Annotated in this window: 21 protein-coding genes; 6 read left to right on the forward strand and 15 right to left on the reverse strand. The window is 71.9% G+C overall.

Annotated elements, in window-relative coordinates; genetic code table 11:
* Positions 1–37 precede the first annotated feature (37 nt).
* From BN1555_RS07275 to BN1555_RS07300, 6 genes are all read right to left on the reverse strand, one after another.
* A complete protein-coding gene (locus tag BN1555_RS07275) occupies positions 38–2581 on the reverse strand; it encodes a sensor histidine kinase (RefSeq protein ID WP_093798608.1) in 2544 nt (847 codons plus the stop codon).
* A gap of 146 nt (positions 2582–2727) precedes the next feature.
* A complete protein-coding gene (locus tag BN1555_RS07280; RefSeq protein ID WP_093798609.1) occupies positions 2728–3462 on the reverse strand; it encodes an ABC transporter ATP-binding protein in 735 nt (244 codons plus the stop codon).
* Between the two features lie 68 nt (positions 3463–3530).
* Complete coding sequence (locus BN1555_RS07285) at positions 3531–4187, reverse strand: potassium-transporting ATPase subunit C (protein ID WP_093798610.1); 657 nt, start codon at positions 4185–4187, stop codon at positions 3531–3533.
* A 364-nt stretch (positions 4188–4551) separates the two neighbouring features.
* The gene (locus tag BN1555_RS07290) at positions 4552–5322 is read right to left on the reverse strand and encodes a DUF3710 domain-containing protein (RefSeq protein WP_093798611.1); all 771 of its coding nucleotides are present in this window, start codon (positions 5320–5322) and stop codon (positions 4552–4554) included.
* 1 nt (position 5323) lies between these two features.
* Complete coding sequence (gene dut / locus BN1555_RS07295) at positions 5324–5839, reverse strand: dUTP diphosphatase (RefSeq protein WP_093798612.1); 516 nt, start codon at positions 5837–5839, stop codon at positions 5324–5326.
* Positions 5836–6378, reverse strand: a complete 543-nt coding sequence (locus tag BN1555_RS07300) for a PaaI family thioesterase (RefSeq protein WP_093803255.1) — start codon at positions 6376–6378, stop codon at positions 5836–5838. Before BN1555_RS07300 ends, dut begins: the two co-directional genes overlap by 4 nt.
* Positions 6379–6502: 124 nt before the next feature.
* Here BN1555_RS07300 and BN1555_RS07305 point away from each other — a divergent pair, with 124 nt between their 5' ends.
* Positions 6503–6961, forward strand: a complete 459-nt coding sequence (locus tag BN1555_RS07305) for a DUF3093 domain-containing protein (protein ID WP_093798613.1) — start codon at positions 6503–6505, stop codon at positions 6959–6961.
* A 9-nt stretch (positions 6962–6970) separates the two neighbouring features.
* On the opposite strand, the gene BN1555_RS07310 is transcribed toward BN1555_RS07305, so the two are convergent.
* The 4 genes from BN1555_RS07310 to BN1555_RS07325 form a co-directional block, all read right to left on the reverse strand.
* On the reverse strand, positions 6971–7825 hold the full coding sequence (locus BN1555_RS07310) for a hypothetical protein (protein ID WP_093798614.1): 855 nt from the start codon (positions 7823–7825) through the stop codon (positions 6971–6973).
* 12 nt (positions 7826–7837) lie between these two features.
* Entirely contained in the window at positions 7838–8134 is a 297-nt protein-coding gene (locus BN1555_RS07315; RefSeq protein ID WP_028814145.1) for a DUF4193 domain-containing protein, read from the reverse strand.
* 393 nt (positions 8135–8527) lie between these two features.
* On the reverse strand, positions 8528–9766 hold the full coding sequence (locus tag BN1555_RS07320; protein WP_093798615.1) for a sensor histidine kinase: 1239 nt from the start codon (positions 9764–9766) through the stop codon (positions 8528–8530).
* A gap of 6 nt (positions 9767–9772) precedes the next feature.
* On the reverse strand, positions 9773–10426 hold the full coding sequence (locus BN1555_RS07325) for a response regulator transcription factor (protein WP_093798616.1): 654 nt from the start codon (positions 10424–10426) through the stop codon (positions 9773–9775).
* 333 nt (positions 10427–10759) lie between these two features.
* Between BN1555_RS07325 and BN1555_RS38880 the strand changes: the two genes are divergently transcribed.
* Positions 10760–10933 carry a hypothetical protein gene (locus tag BN1555_RS38880; protein WP_176709981.1) on the forward strand — a complete coding sequence of 58 codons (174 nt, stop codon included), beginning with the start codon at positions 10760–10762 and terminating at the stop codon, positions 10931–10933.
* A 93-nt stretch (positions 10934–11026) separates the two neighbouring features.
* Here the strand turns inward: BN1555_RS38880 and BN1555_RS07330 are convergent, their stop codons facing one another.
* Together BN1555_RS07330 and BN1555_RS07335 are read right to left on the reverse strand one after the other, a co-directional pair.
* Positions 11027–11827: an inositol monophosphatase family protein gene (locus tag BN1555_RS07330; protein ID WP_093798617.1), complete on the reverse strand. Its 801-nt coding sequence runs from the start codon at positions 11825–11827 to the stop codon at positions 11027–11029.
* Between the two features lie 33 nt (positions 11828–11860).
* Positions 11861–13000 (reverse strand): ferrochelatase, encoded by a 1140-nt coding sequence (locus BN1555_RS07335; protein WP_093798618.1) that lies wholly within the window; start codon positions 12998–13000, stop codon positions 11861–11863.
* 108 nt (positions 13001–13108) lie between these two features.
* Here BN1555_RS07335 and BN1555_RS07340 point away from each other — a divergent pair, with 108 nt between their 5' ends.
* The gene (locus BN1555_RS07340) at positions 13109–14353 is read left to right on the forward strand and encodes an MFS transporter (RefSeq protein WP_093798619.1); all 1245 of its coding nucleotides are present in this window, start codon (positions 13109–13111) and stop codon (positions 14351–14353) included.
* A complete protein-coding gene (locus BN1555_RS07345; protein ID WP_093798620.1) occupies positions 14316–15632 on the forward strand; it encodes a D-arabinono-1,4-lactone oxidase in 1317 nt (438 codons plus the stop codon). Before BN1555_RS07340 ends, BN1555_RS07345 begins: the two co-directional genes overlap by 38 nt.
* A 35-nt stretch (positions 15633–15667) precedes the next feature.
* Here the strand turns inward: BN1555_RS07345 and BN1555_RS07350 are convergent, their stop codons facing one another.
* The gene (locus BN1555_RS07350; RefSeq protein WP_176709982.1) at positions 15668–16627 is read right to left on the reverse strand and encodes a hypothetical protein; all 960 of its coding nucleotides are present in this window, start codon (positions 16625–16627) and stop codon (positions 15668–15670) included.
* A 463-nt stretch (positions 16628–17090) separates the two neighbouring features.
* Here BN1555_RS07350 and sepH point away from each other — a divergent pair, with 463 nt between their 5' ends.
* Positions 17091–18164, forward strand: coding sequence for a septation protein SepH (sepH, locus tag BN1555_RS07355; RefSeq protein ID WP_093798621.1), 1074 nt, complete (start codon positions 17091–17093; stop codon positions 18162–18164).
* A gap of 63 nt (positions 18165–18227) precedes the next feature.
* Here the strand turns inward: sepH and BN1555_RS07360 are convergent, their stop codons facing one another.
* Positions 18228–19055 carry a sulfurtransferase gene (locus BN1555_RS07360; RefSeq protein ID WP_093798622.1) on the reverse strand — a complete coding sequence of 276 codons (828 nt, stop codon included), beginning with the start codon at positions 19053–19055 and terminating at the stop codon, positions 18228–18230.
* Positions 19056–19298: 243 nt separating this feature from the next.
* Here BN1555_RS07360 and BN1555_RS07365 point away from each other — a divergent pair, with 243 nt between their 5' ends.
* Positions 19299–20075: a VOC family protein gene (locus BN1555_RS07365; RefSeq protein WP_093798623.1), complete on the forward strand. Its 777-nt coding sequence runs from the start codon at positions 19299–19301 to the stop codon at positions 20073–20075.
* On the opposite strand, the gene BN1555_RS07370 is transcribed toward BN1555_RS07365, so the two are convergent.
* On the reverse strand, positions 20050–20736 hold the full coding sequence (locus BN1555_RS07370) for a thymidine kinase (RefSeq protein WP_093798624.1): 687 nt from the start codon (positions 20734–20736) through the stop codon (positions 20050–20052). The two genes, BN1555_RS07365 and BN1555_RS07370, sit on opposite strands and share 26 nt — an antisense overlap.
* Positions 20737–20764 lie beyond the last annotated feature (28 nt).

A 20764-nucleotide genomic window follows, 5' to 3' on the forward strand; every position in this document is an offset into this window, starting at 1 on the left:
TTTCTGCGGGACATGCGGAACAGCGTGGGCGCCCGGGTCATGAGGCGGCCCGGGCGGGGAGGCCGGGGCGTGCCGGGGGATGTCCCGGGGCCGCCTTGAGGGTGAGGACCATCGTCATGCCGCCTCCGGGCGTGTCCTCGGCGGTCAGCGTGCCGCCCATGGACTCGACGAAGCCGCGGGCGACGGCGAGACCGAGGCCGACTCCGGCTCCGCGCGGGGCGTCGCCGTAGCGCTGGAACGGCTCGAAGATCCGCTCCTTGCCGTCGTCCGGCACGCCGGGTCCGCGGTCCGCGACGCGCAGCTCGACCCGGTCGCCGAGCGCGCTCGCGGCGACGGAGACGGGGGTGCCGCCGGGGCTGTACTTGACGGCGTTCTCGACGATGTTGGCGACGGCGCGTTCGAGGAGCCCCCGGTCTACGGCCACCATCGGCAGGGACTCCGGGATGTCGAGGCCGACACTCTCGGCCGGTACGCCGACGAGGGCCATCGGAACGACCTCGTCGAGGTCGGTCTCGCGGAGGAGCGGGGTGACGGTGCCGGTCTGGAGCCTGGACATGTCGAGGAGGTTGCCGACGAGGTGGTCGAGACGGTCCGCGCCCTCCTCGATGCTCGCGAGCAGTTCCGCCTCGTCGGCCTGCGACCAGGCCACGTCGTCGGAGCGCAGGGACGACACGGCGGCCTTGATGGCGGCCAGCGGTGTGCGCAGGTCGTGGCTGACTGCGGCGAGCAGGGCGGTGCGGATGCGGTTGCCCTCGGCGAGCTTGCGCGCCCCCTCGGCCTCCCCGACCAGGCGCTGCCGGTCGAGTACGACGGCGGCCTGGGCGGCGAAGGCGCCGAGCACCCGGCGGTCCTCGGCGGGCAGCACGCGACCGGAGAGCGCGAGCGCCATGTGGTCGCCGATGGGCATGTCCACGTCGGCGTCCTCGGGGCGGCCGAGCGGCCTGGGCCCGACGCCGGCGGCGCAGGTCCAGGGGTCGACGTCGCTCGCGCGTTCCAGCAGCGCCACGGACTCCATGGCGAAGGTCTCCCGTACCCGCTCCAGGAGGGCGTCCAGGGTCGTCTCGCCGCGCAGGACGCTGCCCGCGAGGAAGGAGAGGATCTCGGACTCGGCGCGCAGCCGGGCGGCCTGGTGGGTGCGGCGGGCGGCCAGGTCGACCACGGAGGCGACCGCGACGGCCACCGCGAAGAAGATCACTATGGCGACGATGTTCTTCGGGTTGCTGATCGTCAGGGTGTGGGTGGGCGGCGTGAAGTAGTAGTTCAGCAGGAGCGAGCCGACGGCGGCCGACGCGAGCGCGGGCAGCAGTCCGCCGAGCAGGGCGGCGACGACGGTGAGGAAGAGGAAGAGCAGGACGTCGTTGGCGAGCCCGGGGCCGTTCTCCATGCTGGTGAGCAGCAGCGAGAGCAGGACGGGCGCGGCGACGCCGACCAGTCGGCCGGAGACGATCCGGGCCCGGCCGAGGCGGGCGCCGCGGGCGACGGGCAGGCCCCGGCCCTTGGCGACGTGGTCGTGGGTGACGATGTGGACGTCCAGGTCGGGTCCGGACTCGCGGGCCACGGTGGCGCCGACGCCGGGGCCGAAGACGTACTGCCAGGTCTTGCGGCGGCTGGAGCCGAGCACGATCTGGGTGGCGTTGACGCCGCGGGCGAACTCCAGCAGCGAGGAAGGGACGTCGTCGCCTATGACGTGGTGGAAGGTGCCGCCGAGGTCCTCGACGAGGGTGCGCTGTACGGCGAGTTCCTTGGGCGAGGCCGAGGTCAGCCCGTCGCTGCGGGCGACGTAGACGGCGAGGATCTCGCCGCCGGAGCCCTTGGCCGCCATGCGCGAGGCGCGGCGGATGAGCGTACGGCCCTCGGGTCCGCCGGTGAGGCCCACGACGATGCGCTCGCGCGCCTGCCAGGTGGAGCGGATGTTGTGCTCGCCGCGGTACTGCTGGAGGTACTCGTCGACGCGGTCGGCGACCCACAGGAGCGCCAGTTCGCGCAGCGCGGTGAGGTTGCCGGGGCGGAAGTAGTGGGACAGGGCGGCGTCGAGCTTGTCCGGCTTGTATATGTTGCCGTGGGCCATGCGGCGACGCAGCGCCTGGGGCGACATGTCGACCAGCTCGATCTGGTCGGCGCGGCGGACGACCTCGTCGGGTACGGTCTCCCGCTGCCGTACGCCGGTTATCGACTCGACGACGTCGCCGAGGGACTCCAGGTGCTGGATGTTGACCGTGGAGATGACGTCGACGCCCGCCTGGAGCAGTTCCTCGACGTCCTGCCAGCGCTTGGCGTTGCGCGATCCGGGGACGTTGGTGTGGGCGAGTTCGTCGACGAGGGCGACGGCGGGACGGTGTTCGAGGACCGCGTCGACGTCCATCTCGGCGAAGACCGTGGAGCGGTACTCGATCGTGCGGCGCGGGATGTGCTCCAGGCCGTGCAGCATCACTTCGGTGCGCGGCCGGTCGTGGTGCTCGACGAAGGCGACGACGCAGTCGGTGCCGCGCTCGACCCGGCGGTGGGCCTCGGAGAGCATGGCGTACGTCTTGCCGACACCCGGCGCCGCGCCGAGGTATATCCGAAGCTTGCCGCGTCCCATGGCCTCATTGTCTTCCAGCGAGGTGCCGCGGCCCGATGGGCCGGCTCTGATGAAGCTACATCCCCGGAACGCGGCAAAACGGGCGGGGGGCGGGGATCAGGTACGTATTGACACGACTCTGACGCCCACCGGCGGCCCTCTCGGACTCAGACGTGCTCGACGAGGTGGCCGTCGCCGAGTTCGAGTACCCGGTCGGCGAGCCCCAGGAGCTGGGCGTCGTGCGTGGCGACCAGCGCGGTGACGCCCTCGCTCCGTACGACCGCCCTCAGCAGCTCCATCACGGCGAGGCCGGTGTCCGCGTCGAGCTGGCCGGTGGGCTCGTCCGCGATCAGCAGCGCCGGCTTGTTGGCGAGCGCGCGGGCGACGGCGACACGCTGCTGCTGACCGCCGGAGAGCTCGCCGGGGCGCTGCGCCGCGTGGTCGGCCAGGCCGACGAGGGCGAGCAGCAGCTCGACGCGCTCCTCGCGCACCTTGGGGTCGGTCCTGCGCAGCCGCATGGGTACGCCGACGTTCTCGGCGGCGGTGAGGATGGGGATCAGGCCGAAGGACTGGAAGATGAAGCCGATGCGGTCGCGGCGCAGTGCGAGCAGGCCGTCCTCGCCGAGGCCCGCCAGCTCCGTGCCGTCGACGACGATGCGGCCCCGGTCGGCGGCGTCGAGGCCGCCGACCAGGTTGAGCAGGGTCGTCTTGCCGGAACCCGACCGGCCCTTGAGCGCGACGAGCTCGCCGCGCGGCACGCGGAAGGAGACACCGCGCAGCGCGTGGACGGCCGCCGCCCCCGTGCCGTAGGAGCGGTGCAGGTCCGTCACCTCGACCATGGGCCCCGCGGCCGGGTCCGCGGCCACGACCGTGCCGGCGCTGCCCCTGGTGCTCTCGCTCATACGTGCTCCCCCGTGCGGTGGTCCGGCCGGGCGCCAGTATGGGCACGCCGGGTCCGGACCCGCAACGGTCAGCGCCCGGCCACGAGTTCCCTGAGCGCGATGTTGAGCCCGAGGACGTTCACCCGGGGCTCCCCCACGAAGCCGGGGGTCCGTCCTTCGGTGTGGTCCTCGACCAGCCTCTCCACCCGCCGGGGCTCCGGGCCGTTCCTCTCGGCGACGCGGGGCACCTGGAGGGCGGCGTACCGGGGAGAGATGTGCGGGTCCAGTCCCGAGCCGGACGAGGTGACGGCATCGGCCGGCACGTCCGCGGGCCCGACCCGGTGACCGGCCGTGGAGTTGTCCCTGATGACGGCGGCCCTGGCTTCCTTCACCCAGGCGATCAGCTCCTCGTTGTCTCCGGAGCGGTTGGTCGCGCCGGAGAGGAGGAGCTTGTACTGCGTGTTGACGGTATTGGTGCCCAGTCCGTTGGACGGGCGTGGCTGGAACCACTTCAGGTCGGGGGCAGGTGTCTCCTGGCCGGGCCCGAGGGGCGGGTCATAGCGCTGGCCGATGAGTTCGGAGCCGACGACCCTGCCTCCGGACCTGACTTCGGAGCCGTTGGCCCGGTGCGGGAAGAGGGCCTGCGCGGCGCCGGTGACGGCGAGCGGGTGGAGGGCGGTGAGGACGAGCAGGACCCGGAACGCGGCGCCGAGCGGCCGTGCGGAGTTTCCCGGTGAGTTGTTCATGACGTCACCCGATGCCGGGGATGGAGGAGACGGCCACGACCAGCCCGACGATGTCCTCGGCGGTCACAGCTTCGTCACCCCCTTGGCGACGCGTGCCACCAGCGCGAAGACCACGAGCGTGGTGACGACGAAGGCCAGGTCGGCCATCGGGTGCTCCTGGATGAGGTACGGATTCTCTGACCCCCCCCCGGGGAAATCCCCTCCCCCGCCGGACCGGGCCGTCCGTTGACACCTCCCACACGGTCGGGGGCACCGCGTTGACGAGATCCATACGGAACGCAGAGGCCGGTGGGCCGCACCCCCGGTTCGGGAGTACGGCCCACCGGCCTCTCTGCTGTGGTTCGGCTTCGCCGGACCAGGACGGTCAGCGCACCTCGGTGATCTCGGGACCGCGCTGCAGCTGCCCCATCCCGCCGGAGAAGCGCGAGCCCTCCTGCTCATCCTGCTGGACGCCCTCGGGCACCATCTGCGCGTCGTTCGGCAGCTTGAGGACGATCGGGTCACGCGGCGCCATCGGCCCCTCGCCCCGTACGACCACGGTGTCCTTGAAGACGTGCTCCAGCACGCCCGCGGCCTCCGGGTGCACCGCGCCCTGGCCGGAGATCACTCCGCGCAGGAACCAGCGCGGCCCGTCGACGCCGACGAAGCGCACCATCTGCACGCCACCCGTGCCGTCCGGCAGCTGTACGGGCACCTGGGCCCGCAGCTCCCAGCCCAGCGGGCCCTCGACCTCGTCGATGACGCCGCCCTGCTGGGTGATGCCCGACGCGATCTCCTCGCGGACCTCGCCCCAGATGCCTTCCTTCTTGGGTGCCGCGAAGGCCTGGAGCTGGACGGCGCTGTCGCGCAGCACGACCGTCGCCGCGACGATCGCGTCGCCCGCGACCTCGACCCGCAGTTCCATGCCCTCGACTCCGGGCACGAACATTCCGCCCAGGTCGACCCGGCCCTCGCCGGGCTCCATGACCTCGGACACGTCCCACGGACCGTCCGGGCGGGGAGCCGGCGGCAGGTTCACCCTGCGGGCCGACCCGTCGCCGTCGGCGGCCTCGTCAGGCTCGACGTCGTCGACGACCTGCTCGGCCTCGCCCGCCATGTCCTGGGCGGATTCGCTCTTCTTGCGACGTCCGAACACGTCACTGTCCTTCCCGGTCGGATACGACCGATGCGTATCGATTCCCACCCGTCCGGCCGTCCACGGCGGCATGACCGCCGGTGGAACCGAAGCCCCCCTCGGCCCGCGCCGATCCGGGAAGCTCCGCGACCTCGTGGAAGCGCACCTTCTCGACCTGCTGGACGACCAGTTGGGCAATCCGGTCGAAGCGCTCGAACCGCACACTTTCGCGCGGGTCGAGATTGACCACGATTACCTTGATTTCCCCACGGTACCCGGCATCCACCGTCCCCGGGGCATTCACGAGGGCGACTCCGCAGCGGGCGGCGAGACCGGACCGCGGGTGCACGAAGGCCGCGTACCCGTCAGGCAGCGCGACAGACACCCCGGTGGGGAGCACCGCGCGTTCGCCGGGAGCGAGTTCGGCGGCTTCCGTGGTGACCAGGTCGGCTCCCGCGTCGCCCGGATGTCCGTACGAGGGCAGCGGTACGTCGGGGTCGACCCGGCGGATCAGCACGTCGACAGGGTCACGGGTCACGGGTTCACCTCGAAGGCGCGGGCGCGCCGGGCCTGGTCGGGGTCGGCCATCGCCGCCCGGATCTCCTCCGGGCGGCCGTTCTCGATGAAGTGGTCGACCTTGACTTCGATGAAGAGGGCGTCGGCGCGGACGGCCACGGGCCCGTCGGGGCCGCCGATCCGTCCGGTCGCCGTGGAGTAGATCTTGCGACCGTGCACCGCGGTCACCTCGGCGTCGAGGTGCAGCACGGTGCCGACCGGCACGGGGCGTACGAAATCGGTCTCCAGCCGGCCGGTCACCGCGATCACCCGCAGCAGCCAGTTCAGCGAGCCGAGCGTCTCGTCGAGCGCCGTGGCCAGTACGCCGCCGTGCGCGAGCCCGGGAGCACCCTGGTGGGCGGCCTTGACCGTGAACTCGGCCGAGACCTGTACGCCTTCACCGGCGCGAGCCTGGAGGTGCAGCCCGTGGGGCTGGCCCCCGCCGCAGCCGAAGCAGTGCTCGTAGTGCGCGCCGAGGAGCTCTCCGGGCGGCGGTGCGTCGGGGTGCCTGACCGGGGCTATGGCGTCGGCCGGGGGGATCAGGGCCGCGGGCCCGGGGGCCGTCTCCCGGGGGTTCTCAGTACTCACAGGCGCAGACCTTACCCGCGCGGGTACGCGCAGGTCGCGCCGTGTCAAGCTTGGTTTCATGCAGCCTTCAGCCCCGCAGTACGCAGAACGTCTGACCGCACCCCGTTCCTGGTGGGTCATCGCCGGGCTCCTTGGCATCGCGGGCGGTCTGATGCTGCTGCCCCTGGGCGTGCTGCCGATGCTCGGCGGGCTGATCGGCGCCGGCGCGCTCGCCGCCGCGGGTGTGAGTGCGTACGGTTCCCAGCAGATCCGGGTCGTCGGGGACGCCCTGATCGCGGGCAACGCCCGCATCCCGGTCTCCGCGCTCGGCGAGGCCGAGGTGCTGGGCCCCGAGGAGGCCCGCGCCTGGCGGTCCCACAAGGCCGATACGCGCGCCCACATGCTGCTGCGCAGCTACATCCCGGGAGCGCTGCGCGTGGAGGTCACCGACCCGGCCGATCCGACGCCGTACCTGTACCTCTCGACCCGTGACCCCGAGGGCCTGGCCGCGGCTCTCACGGCCGTACGGGCGGGTTGAGCGGGGCGGCTAGCCTTCCAGCTCCCTGCGGCCCCGACCGGGCTCGACCGGGGGCTGCTCCAGGGGCGGCAGCTCGGGCAGCGAGTCCCAGGGGATCTGAGTGCGGCGCAGGTCCGCGCGGACCCGTTCGGCGAGCTTTCTGGTGTCGCGTCGGTTCATCACGGCGCCGACGGCGGCGCCGACCATGAACGGCATGAGGTTCGGCAGGTTGCGGACCATGCGCTTCATGATCTGCTGCCGCAGCTGGCGCTTCATCTGGCTGCCGAGCGCGGTGTTGTACGTGGCCGGTCTGGTCACGTCGATGCCCCGCTCCTGGGACCATGCGTTGAGGTAGGCGGTGGAGCGCTGGGCGAGATTTCCGGGCGGCCGCATGCCGTAGACCTCGTGCAGCTCCGCGATGAGCTTCAGCTCTATCGCGGCGACGCCGGTGATCTCGGTGGCCAGTTCGGCCGGCATGGCGAGGGGTACGGGCAGCATGGCCGCCGCACCGATGCCCGCCCCCACGGTGGAGGTGCCGTTGGCCGCACCCGCCACCAGTTTGTCGGCGATCTGTTCCGGACCGAGGCCCGGGAACTGCTTGCGCAGGGTCGGCAGGTCACGTACGGGAACGCGCGGCGCGCTCTCGATGATCCGGTCGGCGAGGAAGCCGATGCCGGCCTTCGCGCTCTCGCCGCCCCTCCGTACGCCCTGCCTGACAGCCGCCAGGCGCCGGGCCCCGGCCGGGGACCCCTTCGCCACTTCGAGCGAGGCCGTCAGGCCCCGCTCGTCGTCGCGTGCGCCGACGGCCGCGCTCACGTCTTGCTGCGCCTCCGGGGAATCCTTCCTCCGGAAACGCTTCTTCCTGGACGGTGTCGCGCCTGCCACGGCCGGCCCGACCTAGTCGCAGTCGCGGCAGATCGGCTGACCGTTCTTCTCCCTGGCCAGCTGGGAACGGTGGTGCACGAGGAAGCAGCTCATGCAGGTGAACTCATCGGCCTGCTTGGGCAGGACACGCACGGCGAGTTCTTCGTTGGAAAGGTCGGCGCCGGGCAGTTCAAGCCCTTCCGCCGCCTCGAATTCGTCCACGTCAACGGCCGATGCCGTCTTGTCGCTCCGACGCGCCTTGAGCTCTTCAAGACTGTCGGAATCGACGTCGTCATCGGTCTTGCGTGGGGTGTCGTAATCCGTTGCCACTGTCGCTCTCCCCCTCTGGGTAGTTGCGGTGTCTCAGCGCACGTAACGCGTGAGAGGCCGGACTTGTGCCCGACCTGAGGCGGAGATTTTGCCTCACATCAAGGTCTGTTACTCAATCGACACCCAACCGGTCCCCTGTGGGGTGGTCGGTTTGGATGGCGATCGGGACCGTACACGGTCCGAATGTCGCACTTCACGGGCGCCACCCCGTGTACTTCCCGTGATGCCACCCCCAGGAAACCCGGACTTTTCCCTGCTTTCCGGGGGAATTGGCGATCACGGAGTGTAGATGGCCGGAAATTCGAGCCTGTGATCGATCACACACAGGGCCCTCCGGGCCAGGTCTTGAAAATTCCGCTTAAAGCGAACGGATTGACGCCTGCGCGAAACGCCTCAGATCGGGAGGGTGACGCGCATCACCAGGCCGCCGCCCTCGCGGGGCTCCGCGATGATACGGCCTCCGTGGGCCCTCGCGACGCTCCGCGCGATGGACAGGCCCAGACCCACGCCCTTGTCGCTGCCGGTGCGCTCCGTGCGCAGGCGCCTGAACGGCTCGAAGAGGTTGTCGATCTCGTACGCGGGAACCATTGGTCCCGTGTTCGAGACCACCAGGAGCGCCTGGCCGGGCCGGCTCTCGGTGACGACCTCGACCCAGCCGTCCTCGGGGACGTTGTAGCGCACGGCGTTCTGCACCAGGTTGAGGGCGATCCGCTCCAGCAGTACGCCGTTGCCCTGCACGACGGCGGGCGCCCGCTCGCCGCGGATCTCCACGCCCTTGGCCACCGCCTCGCCGTGCACCTGGTCGATGGCGCGCGAGGCGACCTCGGCCAGGTCCACCGGCTTGCGCTCGATGATCTGGTTCTCGCTGCGGGCGAGCAGCAGCAGTCCCTCCACGAGCTGCTCGCTGCGCTCGTTGGTGGCCAGGAGCGTCTTGCCGAGCTGCTGGAGCTCGGGGGGCGCCCCGGGATCGGACAGGTGGACCTCCAGCAGCGTCCTGTTGATCGCGAGCGGCGTGCGCAGCTCGTGCGACGCGTTGCCCACGAACCGCTGCTGGGCGGTGAACGCCCGCTCCAGGCGGTCGAGCATCTCGTCGAAGGTGTCGGCGAGCTCCTTCAGCTCGTCGTCGGGGCCGTCCAGCTCGATCCGCCGGGTCAGGTCCGTACCGGCCACCCTGCGGGCCGTACGCGTGATCCTGCCGAGCGGGGACAGGACGCGTCCCGCCATCGCGTAACCGAAGGCGAAGGCGATGATGCTGAGCCCGAGCAGGGCGAGCAGCGAGCGGCTGAGCAGCTCGTCGAGCGCCTGCTGGCGCTGGTCGTTGACGCAGGCGTTCATGGCCGCGTTGAACTGCTCGGGCGAGGCGTTGTCGGGCAGGCCCAGGCCGCACACCGCGCTCTCGACCTTGCCGCTCACGATCTTGAAGGGGAGCTCACTGCCCACCGCGAGGGCCTGGGCCGCCAGCAGGTAGATGATCGAGAGCAGCAGGATGCCGGCGATCAGGAACATGCCGCCGTACAGCAGGGTGAGCCTTATCCGGATGGTGGGACGCAGCCAGGGGAAGGAGGGCTCGTGCCCCCTCGGGTCCCAGGTCGGTTTCGGCGGCGCCGCGGGCGGCGCCGGGGTCGATGCCATCACGTGTCAGATCCGGTAGCCGGAACCGGGCACCGTCACGATGACCGGCGGCTCGCCCAGCTTGCGGCGCAGCGTCATCACCGTGACGCGCACGACGTTGGTGAACGGGTCGGTGTTCTCGTCCCAGGCCTTCTCCAGCAGCTGCTCGGCCGACACGACGGCCCCCTCGCTGCGCATCAGCACCTCCAGCACCGCGAACTCCTTCGGCGCCAGCTGGATCTCCTGGCCGTCGCGGAAGACCTCGCGGCGGTTCGGGTCGAGCTTGATGCCGGAGCGCTCCAGGACGGGCGGCAGCGCGACCGTCGTACGGCGCCCGAGGGCCCGCACCCGCGCGGTCAGCTCGCTGAAGGCGAAGGGCTTGGGGAGGTAGTCGTCCGCGCCGATCTCCAGGCCCTCGACGCGGTCGCTGACGTCACCGGAAGCGGTGAGCATCAGCACCCGGGTGGGCATGCCGAGCTCGACGATCCTCCGGCAGACGTCGTCACCGTGGACCAGCGGGAGGTCACGGTCGAGCACGACGACGTCGTAGTCGTTGACCCCGATACGTTCCAGGGCGGCGGCGCCGTCGTACACGACGTCGACGGCCATGGCCTCCCGGCGCAGTCCGGTGGCCACCGCATCGGCGAGCAGCTGCTCGTCCTCGACGACGAGTACGCGCACGTCGCATTCCTTCCGCTGACTGCCCATGCGGGCAGGGGTGTGTCCCATTGGCTGTGTGCTGCCATCCTGCCCCTTTCGGCCATAAACCGGCGGTAAGGCGGTACGCCGGGGAAGGGCCCCGGGGGTCCGCACGAGCGAACCCGGCCGGGGATTTCCATGATTCCTGGGCCAGTTGAGGTTTTCCCTGGGCGGCCTGCGGGGAGGACGACTGCACACCCGCGATCACGCCCTGTATGTGGCACGCCACAACCTGCTCTGTCCTCCTGACGGAGAGTGATCAACCCACCCTCGGCACACCCCCGTGCCACCGACCCATGACGAGGGGGCGCACCCATGGACGCTTTCACCGCAGGCCTGCTGCAGCGCATAAAGGCCACGGAATCAGACCTCACGATGGCTCGCGAGACGGGCGACGACTTCCTGGCGGAGGTGGAGCAGGCGGAGCTCGAGGACCTGCACCGCCTCGCCGCGGAGCACGGCGTGCAGGTGGGCGCCGTGAGCGCCTGACCCGTCGGCCGACCGTACGGAGCACGCGAGGGGCCCCGGCGCCGGGAAAAGGCGCCGGGGCCCTTCCGTGTCCCGCCGGGGCTCCGCCGCCCCCTAGTCGTGCCAGGCGCCGAAGTCCTCCAGCAGAGCCTGGAGCGGCTCGAAGACGCCCGGCGAGGCCGCGATCGTCAGCTTCCCGGACGGGCGCTCACCGGGTCGCCCACCCGTCAGCGCGCCCGCCTCCCGGGCGATCAGGTCCCCCGCCGCCAGGTCCCACGGGCTGAGGCCGCGCTCGTAGTAGCCGTCCAGGCGTCCCGCCGCCACATCGCTCAGGTCGATCGCCGCCGATCCGCCGCGACGGATGTCCCGCAGTCTCGGGATCAGCTGCTGGGCGATGTCCGCCTGGTGGCTGCGGACCGTGGCGACGTAGTTGAAGCCCGTCGAGACCAGGGCCTGGTCGAGCGGCGGCGCGGGCCGCACGCGCAGCGCGGTGCCGTTGGCGTACGCGCCGCCGCCGAGCACCGCGTGGTACGTCTCGCGGCGCATCGGCGCCTCCACGACGCCCACCAGCGTCTCGCTGTCGCGTTCGGCTGCGATGGACACCGCCCAAGTAGGCAGCCCGTAGAGGTAGTTGACCGTGCCGTCGAGCGGGTCGATCACCCAGCGCACCCCGCTCGTGCCCTCGCTGCTCGCTCCCTCCTCGCCCAGGATCCCGTCGTCGGGGCGGTGTTCGGCGAGGAAGCCGGTGATCAGCTTCTCGGCGGCGATGTCCATCTCCGTGACGACGTCGATGGGGCTGGACTTGGTGGCGGCGACGCCCAGGTCCGCGGGCCGGCCGTCCCGCAGCAGTTCACCGGCGCGCCGGGCGGCCTCCAGGGCGAGTTCGAGCAGCTCGGACGTGAGGGGATCGGTCACGGCTCTCCTTTGTGCGCAGGGGTTCGGCAGGGGTTACGCGTACGGACTGTCGGCGCCCGCGGCTGCGGGCCTGGGGGACCTGGCCGGGCAGCAGCCGACCGGGCAGAGGTCGTGGCTCGGGCCCAGGGCTCCCAGCGCGCACCGCTCCACCGCGAGCCCCCGCTCGGCGGCCGCCCGCTCCAGCACCAGCTCGCGCACCGCGGCGGCGAAGCGCGGATCGGCGCCGACGGTCGCGGACCGCCGGACGGGCAGGCCGAGTTCGGCGGCCTTGGCGGTGGCCTCGGTGTCGAGGTCGTACAGGACCTCCATGTGGTCCGAGACGAAGCCGATCGGAACCATCACGACCGCGGGCACGCCCGCGCCGTGCCGCTCCTCCAGGTGGTCGCAGATGTCCGGCTCCAGCCACGGGATGTGCGGCGCCCCGCTGCGCGACTGGTAGACGAGCTGCCAGGGGTGCGCGACGCCGGTCTCCTCGCGCACCGCCTCGGCGATCACCCGGGCGACGTCCAGGTGCTCGGCGACGTACGCGCCGCCGTCGCCGTGCCCCTCCACCGGGCCCGACGTGTCCGCCGCGGCGGTCGGGATGGAGTGCGTCGTGAAGGCGAGGTGGGCCCCCGCCCGTACGTCGTCGTCCAGTTCCGCCAGGGATTCGAGGACCCCGTCGACCATGGGACGTACGAAACCCGGGTGGTTGAAGTAGTGGCGCAGTTTGTCGACGCGCGGCGGCTCGATCCCCTCGGCCTCCAGGGTGGCGAGCGCCTCGGCGAGGTTCTCGCGGTACTGGCGGCAGCCGGAGTACGAGGCGTACGCGCTCGTGGCGAGCACGGCGATGCGGCGGCGCCCGTCCGCGGCCATCTCGCGCAGGGTGTCGACGAGGTACGGCGCCCAGTTGCGGTTGCCCCAGTAGACCGGCAGGCCGTCCGGGCCGCCCACGCCCTGCTCGGCGAAGTCCTTGCGCAGGGCGTCGAGGAGGGAGCGGTTCTGCTCGTTGATCGGGCTGACGCCGCCGAACAGGAAGTAGTGCTGCCCCACCTCCTTGAGCCTCTCCTTGGGGATGCCCCGGCCGCGGGTGACGTTCTCCAGGAAGGGGACCACGTCGTCCGGGCCTTCGGGGCCGCCGAAGGAGAGGAGCAGCAGGGCGTCGTAAGGGGCGGGATCGCGCTGATCGGGCATGGGTCCGATCCTGCCACTCGTACGCGGCGACGGTGAAACCGCCGTGCGGCGCACCGTCCGGCGGACGTAAGCTGTGAATCCCATTTGTATGCCTTACCGGAGCATCCCTTGCCCAGTCCGTACCGCGCGATTTTCGCCGCCCCAGGCACCAAGGCGTTCTCCGCCGCCGGCTTCTTCGGCCGGATGCCGCTGTCCATGATGGGCATCGGCATCGTCACCATGATTTCCCAGCTCACCGGGGCGTACGGGCTCGCGGGCGCCCTCACCGCCACCCTCGCGACGGCAGCCGCCGTCCTGGGCCCGCAGATCTCCCGCCTCGTCGACCGGTACGGGCAGCGCCGCGTTCTGCGTCCTGCCACCCTGGTCGCGGTCGCGGCGGTCGCCGGGCTGCTGATCTGCGCCCAGCAGGGCGCCCCCGACTGGGCGCTGTTCGTGTTCGCGGCCGGCGCCGGCTGCGTGCCGAGCGTCGGCTCGATGGTCAGGGCGCGCTGGGCGGAGATCTACCGCGGCTCCCCGCGCGAACTCCACACGGCGTACTCCTGGGAGTCGATCGCCGACGAGGTCTGCTTCATCTTCGGCCCGATCATCTCCATCGGGCTCTCGACCGCGTGGTTCCCCGAGGCGGGCCCGCTGCTCGCCGCCGTCTTCCTGGTCGTCGGCGTCTTCTGGCTGACCGCCCAGCGCGCCACCGAGCCCGTCCCGCACCCGCGCGACGAGCACACCGGCGGCTCCGCGCTGCGCTCCCCCGGGCTCCAGGTCCTGGTGGCCACCTTCGTGGCGACCGGCGCGATCTTCGGGTCGGTCGACGTGGTGACGGTGGCGTTCGCGGAGGAGCAGGGGCACAAGGCCGCGGCCAGCCTCGTCCTCGCCGTGTACGCGCTCGGCTCCTGCCTCGCGGGAGCGGTCTTCGGGCTGCTGCACCTCAAGGGCGAGGCGTCCACCAGGTGGCTGGTGGGGGTCTGCGCGATGGCCGTGAGTATGATCCCCCTCCTACTGTCCGGGAACCTGCCGTTCCTGGCCGTGGCGCTCTTTGTTGCGGGCCTTGCCATCGCGCCGACGATGGTGACCACCATGGCCCTCATCGAGCAGCACGTACCGCGCGCCAAACTGACCGAGGGCATGACCTGGACGGGAACCGGGCTCGCCGTCGGCATCGCTTTCGGTTCCTCGGCCGCAGGCTGGGTGGTCGACGCGGCGGGGGCGGAGTCGGGGTACGCGGTGCCCGTCACGGCGGGAGCGCTCGCGGCCGTGGTGGCGTTCCTGGGGTTCCGCCGGCTCCGCAGGCCGGCACAGACGCGGGGAGGGTACGGGGCAGATGGCCACCACATCCAGGACGGCGAGCACGTGGCGTAACTGGGCCGGGAACGTCACCGTCCGTCCGGTACGGGAAGTGACCCCCGCCTCGGCCGGGGAACTCGCCGAAGCCGTGCGCAGAGCCGCCGAGGACGGCCTGAAGGTGAAGCCGGTCGGTACGGGCCACTCCTTCACGGCGGCCGCCGCGACCGACGGTGTGCTGATCCGTCCCGACCTGCTGACCGGCATCCGCGACATCGACCGCGCGGCCGGGACCGTGACCGTGGAGGCCGGCACCCCGCTCAAGCGCCTGAACGTGGCCCTGGCCAGGGAGGGTCTGTCGCTCACGAACATGGGCGACATCATGGAGCAGACGGTGGCCGGCGCGACCAGCACCGGCACGCACGGCACCGGCCGCGACTCGGCCTCGACGTCCGCGCAGATCCGCGCCCTGGAACTCGTCACGGCCGACGGCTCGCTACTGACGTGCTCCGCGGAGGAGAACGCCGACGTCTTCGCGGCCGCCAGGCTCGGGCTCGGCGCGCTGGGCGTCGTCACCGCGATCGCCTTCGCCGTGGAGCCCCTCTTCCTGCTGAGGGCCCGCGAGGAACCGATGACCTTCGACCGGGTCACCGCCGACTTCGAAGCGCTGCACGCGGAGAACGAGCACTTCGAGTTCTACTGGTTCCCGCACACCGGCAACTGCAACACCAAGCGCAACAACCGCAGCGCGGGCCCCGCGGCCCCGCCCGGCAGGATCAGCGGCTGGGTCGAGGACGAGCTCCTGTCCAACGGCGCCTTCCAGGTGGCCTGTTCGGTCGGCCGGGCCGTTCCCGTGGCCATACCCGCGATCGCCAGGCTCTCCAGCCGCGCGCTCTCCGCCCGCACGTACACGGACATCCCGTACAAGGTCTTCACCAGCCCGCGCCGCGTGCGCTTCATGGAGATGGAGTACGCCGTCCCGCGCGAGTCCGCGGTGGAGGCGCTGCGCGAGGTGAAGGCGCTGGTCGAGCGCTCGCCGCTGCGCGTGAGCTTCCCGGTGGAGGTACGGACGGCCCCGGCGGACGACATCACGCTGTCCACGGCGTCCGGCAGGGACACGGCGTACATCGCGGTGCACCTGTACCGGGGCACCCCGTACCAGGCCTACTTCACCGCGGTCGAGCGGATCATGACCGCGCACGGCGGCCGGCCGCACTGGGGCAAGGTGCACACGCGCGACGCCGCGTACCTGGCCGAGGCCTACCCGCGCTTCGCCGAGTTCACGGCGGTGCGCGACCGGCTGGACCCGCAGCGGCTCTTCACCAACGACTACCTGCGGCGGATCCTGGGCGACTAGGGCGGCCGGTCCCACGGGCCGTTCCCCTCCCGGCCCTACAGGGCGGGGGTACCGGCCTGCGCGCCGCTGTCCACCGCGCCGCCGCCGTCACTGTCGCCGCCCGCCGCCGGGTCCTCGTCGGCCCCGTCACTCGCGCCGCCGCCCTCGTCGCCGCCCCCACCACCGGTGGTTCCGGACGGCGTCGGGGTCGGAGTGGGCGTCGGGGTCGCTTCACCCGTCCCGCCCGTCGAACCGCCGTCCGTCGTCGTGGGTGGCGTCCTGCCGGGGTCGGTCGAGGCGCCGCCGCCGTCCGCGCCGGCACCGGTGCCGGTGCCGGTGCCGGTGCCGGGGTCGCCGCCGGAGTCCCGGCCGGGGCTCCGGCCGTCGCCGGTCCCGGTGCCGGGCGTCGCGGAGCCGCTGCCCGGGGTCTCCTCGGGGGCCTGCGACGACGGGGTCTCCTTCTGGCGCTGGTGCTGCTCGCCGCCGCCGCGGAAGACGGTGCCGACGGTACTGCCCCTGCCGCCGCCGAGGCCGTCGCCCGTGATCAGCTCGTACGCCGTGATGCCGCCCATCGCCACGACGAAGACGACGACGGCCGCCACGACGGAACGCTTCCAGCCACGCACCCGCGTGCCGTGCGTGGTGGCCTCGCTGAACTCCTCGTCCGGGAGACCGGCGTTCGAGAGGTCCGTCGGCACCGTGACGGTGCGCAGCACCCGCGTCCGCGTCGCGTCCCCGCCCTCCTGCCCGTACCCGCGCGGGTCATGCACCGGTACCTGACGGGCCTTCGGCTTCGCATGGACCGTGACCTCGCGGATCTGCTCCCCGGTGCGCCGGAAGAGGTGCTGGAAGACCGTGCCGCCGCTGGTCGCGACGACACTGACCACTCCCGCGCCGATGACCGTCCCGTACACACCGAGCTGGGAGGCCAGGACCGCCGCCACGACGGCGGCCACCGCGCTTCCCGCCACCTGAGCGACACTCAGGTCCAGTCGTGGATTTTTCGGTTCATCCATTCCGCTTTCCGGCCTACCGCCCATGCCCAGCCTCTGCTTACCCATCTCACCCATCTGGTCTACCTTGCAACATGAAGGGACATTTGGGCGAAGTGGATAGTTCCGTTTCAAGCGATTCTGTGAAACAGGCCACTACAGAGGCCCTGTGGCGACGGACCGGCGCCCTCAACTCCCGCACGCGTGGAGAACTTCGGTGGCGCGCCGGTCCACCCTCATGGTCCGAATGGAGTACTGTGGCGAGCCCTGGGTCCGGCCTCCATCACGGGCACCGAATGCTCACAGTGACGAATCGGTCACTATGAGTGGCGAAATGGTAACCGTGCCATAACGGCGATCCGGGGCTGATGCCCGACACGCCGGGCAACTGGGCAAGGTTGTGGCAGGCTGCACCCGGGCAGGCCACACTCGACTAGCGGAAGCAGCGACGCACGTGACGTCGGCAGGCACCACCCGGGAGGTTCCCATGCCCGAACTGCGTGTCGTGGCCGTCTCGAATGACGGCACACGACTGGTGCTGAAGGCTGCTGACAGCACGGAGTACACACTTCCGATCGACGAGCGGCTGCGTGCCGCGGTGCGCAACGACCGCGCCCGCCTCGGCCAGATCGAGATCGAGGTGGAGAGCCATCTCCGCCCTCGCGACATCCAGGCCCGGATACGTGCCGGTGCCTCCGCCGAGGAGGTCGCTCAGCACGCGGGCATCCCGGTGGACCGGGTCCGTCGTTTCGAAGGCCCCGTGCTGGCCGAACGCGCCTTCATGGCCGAGCGCGCCCGGAAGACCCCGGTGCGCCGTCCCGGTGAGAACACCGGGACCGGACCCCAGCTCGGCGAGGCGGTGCAGGAGCGGCTGCCGCTGCGCGGCGCCGACAAGGAAACCGTTCTGTGGGACTCCTGGCGGCGCGACGACGGCACGTGGGAAGTGCTCCTGGTCTACCGCGTCGCGGGCGAGCCCCACTCCGCGAGCTGGACGTACGACCCGCCCCGGCGACTCGTACAGGCCGTGGACGACGAGGCGCGCGCGCTGATCGGCGAGACGGACGACACCACCATGGTGGCCGCGCCGGAGCCGAGCTTCCCCTTCGTACCGCGGATCGCGCGACTGCCCCGGGACCGGCCGCTGGACCGTGCGCTCGACCGGCAGCTGGAGCGTCCCGCCGCGCCGTTGCCCGCATCCGACCCGCAGCAGGAGGGCGCCGGTGGTGAGCGGGATTCGCTGACCAGCCTGCTGGAGGCGGTGCCGAGCTTCCGCGGCGACATGGTGGTGCCCGAGCGACCCGCGCCGTCCGCGGAGCCGACGACCGAGCCCGACGCCGCGCAGGAGCCGGAGGCCGAGGAGACCGCCGCGTCCGCCGCCTCCGGAGCCGGGGCGGCGTACGCCGATGTCCTCATGCCGCGCGCCGTCGCCGGCCACCGGGACCGGCTCACCGGCACGACGGACCGTCAGGCCGAGGCCGACGGGGTCCGGCCCGGACGGCGCGCGGCCGTACCGAGCTGGGACGAGATCGTCTTCGGCACGCGGCGCAAGAAGCAGGAATAGACGCTGGACGCCTTGGGGCGAGGGGCCCGTACGGATCGCGTACGGGCCCCTCGGCCTGCGCGGTTACCGGGGGTCGGGTCCGGTGGCCACGGGGCGGGACGCGTCGGCGCACCACTCGGACCACGACCCCACATACAGCGCCGCCGGAATGCCCGCGACATCCAGGGCCAGCACCTGCTGGGCCGCGGAGACGCCCGAGCCGCAGTAGACGCCGACCGCCCGCGCTTCGCCGGCGCCCAGCGACGTGAAGCGGGCGGCCAGTTCGGGGGCGGGGAGAAGACGGCCGTCGGGTCCGACGTTCTCCATGGTCGGGGCGGAGACCGCGCCCGGGATGTGGCCGGCGACCGGGTCGATCGGCTCCACCTCGCCCCGGTAGCGCTCGGCCGCCCGCGCGTCGAGCAGCAGGCCCGTGCGGGCGAGTTCGGCGGCGGCGTCGGCGTCGAGGAGCGCCACGGCGCCGGGGGCCGGCCGGAAGTCACCGGCGGCCGGGGCCGGGGCCTCCGATTCGACCGGGCCCGTCCACGCCGCGAGACCGCCGTCCAGCACCCTGACGTCCTGGTGGCCCGCCCAGCGCAGCATCCACCAGGCGCGTGCCGCGGCCCAGCCCTGCCCGCCGTCGTACACCACGACCGGGGTGTCGTGACGGACGCCCGCGCGGCGCATGACCGCGCCGAAGTCCTCGACGTCCGGGAGCGGGTGGCGGCCGCCGGAACCGGGCGGGCCGGCGAGTTCCGCCTCGAGGTCGACGAAGACGGCTCCGGGGATGTGTCCCGCCTCGTACGCGGCGCGGCCGTGCGGCCCGCCCATCTGGTAACGGACGTCCAGGAGGACCGGCAGCCGCTCTCCCGTCGGCTGGCTCGCGAGTTCGGCTGCGGTGATGATGGCATTCATAGGTGCCATCCTCGCGCAGCCTCCGGTACGGCCGACACCGTACGACGGCGGCACCAAACCGGACGAAAGGCGCCGAATCAGGCATTCTCTTGCGGGAAGCCGCAGAAAGCGGCGCGGCCGGGACGCTTCGTACGCCAGGTGGTGCAAGCATCTGCACGGGCGCTTCCCTTCACCGCTTCACCGCTTCACAACGGGGCGCCCGTTCCCGCACGACCACCACGATGGTCCGAGGAGAGAGTGACGATGACGGAGGCAGCGACCCGGCGGCACACGCCCGGTGAGCCCTGCTGGGTGAGCCTGATGGTGCACGGCCTGGCCACCACCCGGGAATTCTACGGAACGCTGTTCGGCTGGGAGTTCCGGCCCGGACCGCGGCAGCTCGGCCCGTACGTACGGGCCGAGATCGACGGCAAGGAGATCGCGGGCGTCGGGCAGCTGCCGCCCGACCGGCATCTGCCCATCGCCTGGACGCCGTACCTCGCCACCAAAGACGCCGGTGTCACGGCCGAGTCCGTCAGGAGCCACGGCGGCACGGTCGGGGTCGGTCCGATCGACGCGGGCGACGCAGGCCGGATGGCGATCTGCTCCGACCCCGTCGGCGCGGTCTTCGGCCTCTGGCAGGCCGCGGCCCATCCGGGGACGGCCCTCGCCGGTACCCACGGCACTCCGGTCTGGAACGAGCTGGTGACGCGCGAGACGTCGGTGGTCGGCAAGTTCTACGCGGCGGTCTTCGGCCACGAGGTGGGGACGGACGCCTGTGCCGACCTCGACCTGCTGACGCTGCGCCTCGACGGCCGTCCGGTGGCGTCCGTGCGCGGCGTGGGCGCCGCCCTTCCCCGTGACAGGGGGCCGCACTGGATGACGTACTTCGAGGTCGAGGACACCGACGGGTCGGCCCGTCTGCTGGATGAGCTCGGCGGGCATGTGCTGCAACCGCCCCGGGACGACGCGCGAGGGAGGTCGGCGGTCGTCTCGGACCCGGAGGGCGCGGTGTTCACGATCGTGACGACGGCCGGCTGACGGAGTCGGCGAGGGACGGGTCGACGGGCAGCACGTCGGGCGACAGGGCCGCGGCGTGCGCGGCCGCGGCCGTCATCCGGCGCCTGTGGTGGCGGCGGCACAGCACCTCGTAACCGACCTCGTCCGGCGACTGGTTGACGTCGCCGACGACGACCTGGGCGCCCTCGACGACCATCTCGCCGCCGATCGTACGGGCGTTGTGCGTGGCCCTCGCGCCGCACCAGCACAGCGCCTCGACCTGGAGCACCTCCACCCGGTCGGCGAGTTCGACCAGGCGCTGCGAGCCGGGGAAGAGCTTGGAGCGGAAGTCGGTGGTGATCCCGAAGGCGAAGACGTCGAGCTCCAGGTCGTCGACGACGCGGGCCAGTTGGTCGATCTGCTCGCCTGCGAGGAACTGGGCCTCGTCCACGATCACGTAGTCGGCGCGGTTGCCCTGGGAGAGGTGGGCGACGAGGTACGCGTAGAAGTCGAAGCCCTCGGCGGCCTCGACGGCGTCGGTGACCAGGCCGAGGCGGGAGGAGAGCTTGCCCTCGCCCGCCCGGTCGTCACGCGTGAAGATCATGCCCTGGAGGCCGCGCGCGGACCGGTTGTGCTCGATCTGAAGAGCCAGGGTGCTCTTTCCGCAGTCCATCGTTCCGGAGAAGAACACCAGCTCGGGCATGAGGGGTTGAGGGCCTTTCAGGTCAGTG

The sequence above is a fragment of the Streptomyces sp. Wb2n-11 genome (genome assembly GCF_001049855.1).
Lineage (GTDB): Bacteria > Actinomycetota > Actinomycetes > Streptomycetales > Streptomycetaceae > Streptomyces > Streptomyces altiplanensis.

What these genes read in the sequence shown, in the direction of transcription:
- BN1555_RS07275 (WP_093798608.1), bottom strand. Translation starts at nt 2,581, where the DNA reads ATGGGACGCGGCAAGCTTCGGATATACCTCGGCGCGGCGCCGGGTGTC.
- BN1555_RS07280 (WP_093798609.1), bottom strand. Translation starts at nt 3,462, where the DNA reads ATGAGCGAGAGCACCAGGGGCAGCGCCGGCACGGTCGTGGCCGCGGAC.
- BN1555_RS07285 (WP_093798610.1), bottom strand. Translation starts at nt 4,187, where the DNA reads ATGAACAACTCACCGGGAAACTCCGCACGGCCGCTCGGCGCCGCGTTC.
- BN1555_RS07305 (WP_093798613.1), top strand. Translation starts at nt 6,503, where the DNA reads ATGCAGCCTTCAGCCCCGCAGTACGCAGAACGTCTGACCGCACCCCGT.
- BN1555_RS07320 (WP_093798615.1), bottom strand. Translation starts at nt 9,766, where the DNA reads ATGGCATCGACCCCGGCGCCGCCCGCGGCGCCGCCGAAACCGACCTGG.
- BN1555_RS38880 (WP_176709981.1), top strand. Translation starts at nt 10,760, where the DNA reads ATGGACGCTTTCACCGCAGGCCTGCTGCAGCGCATAAAGGCCACGGAA.
- BN1555_RS07335 (WP_093798618.1), bottom strand. Translation starts at nt 13,000, where the DNA reads ATGCCCGATCAGCGCGATCCCGCCCCTTACGACGCCCTGCTGCTCCTC.
- BN1555_RS07345 (WP_093798620.1), top strand. Translation starts at nt 14,316, where the DNA reads ATGGCCACCACATCCAGGACGGCGAGCACGTGGCGTAACTGGGCCGGG.
- BN1555_RS07350 (WP_176709982.1), bottom strand. Translation starts at nt 16,627, where the DNA reads ATGGATGAACCGAAAAATCCACGACTGGACCTGAGTGTCGCTCAGGTG.
- sepH (WP_093798621.1), top strand. Translation starts at nt 17,091, where the DNA reads ATGCCCGAACTGCGTGTCGTGGCCGTCTCGAATGACGGCACACGACTG.
- BN1555_RS07360 (WP_093798622.1), bottom strand. Translation starts at nt 19,055, where the DNA reads ATGAATGCCATCATCACCGCAGCCGAACTCGCGAGCCAGCCGACGGGA.
- BN1555_RS07365 (WP_093798623.1), top strand. Translation starts at nt 19,299, where the DNA reads ATGACGGAGGCAGCGACCCGGCGGCACACGCCCGGTGAGCCCTGCTGG.
- BN1555_RS07370 (WP_093798624.1), bottom strand. Translation starts at nt 20,736, where the DNA reads ATGCCCGAGCTGGTGTTCTTCTCCGGAACGATGGACTGCGGAAAGAGC.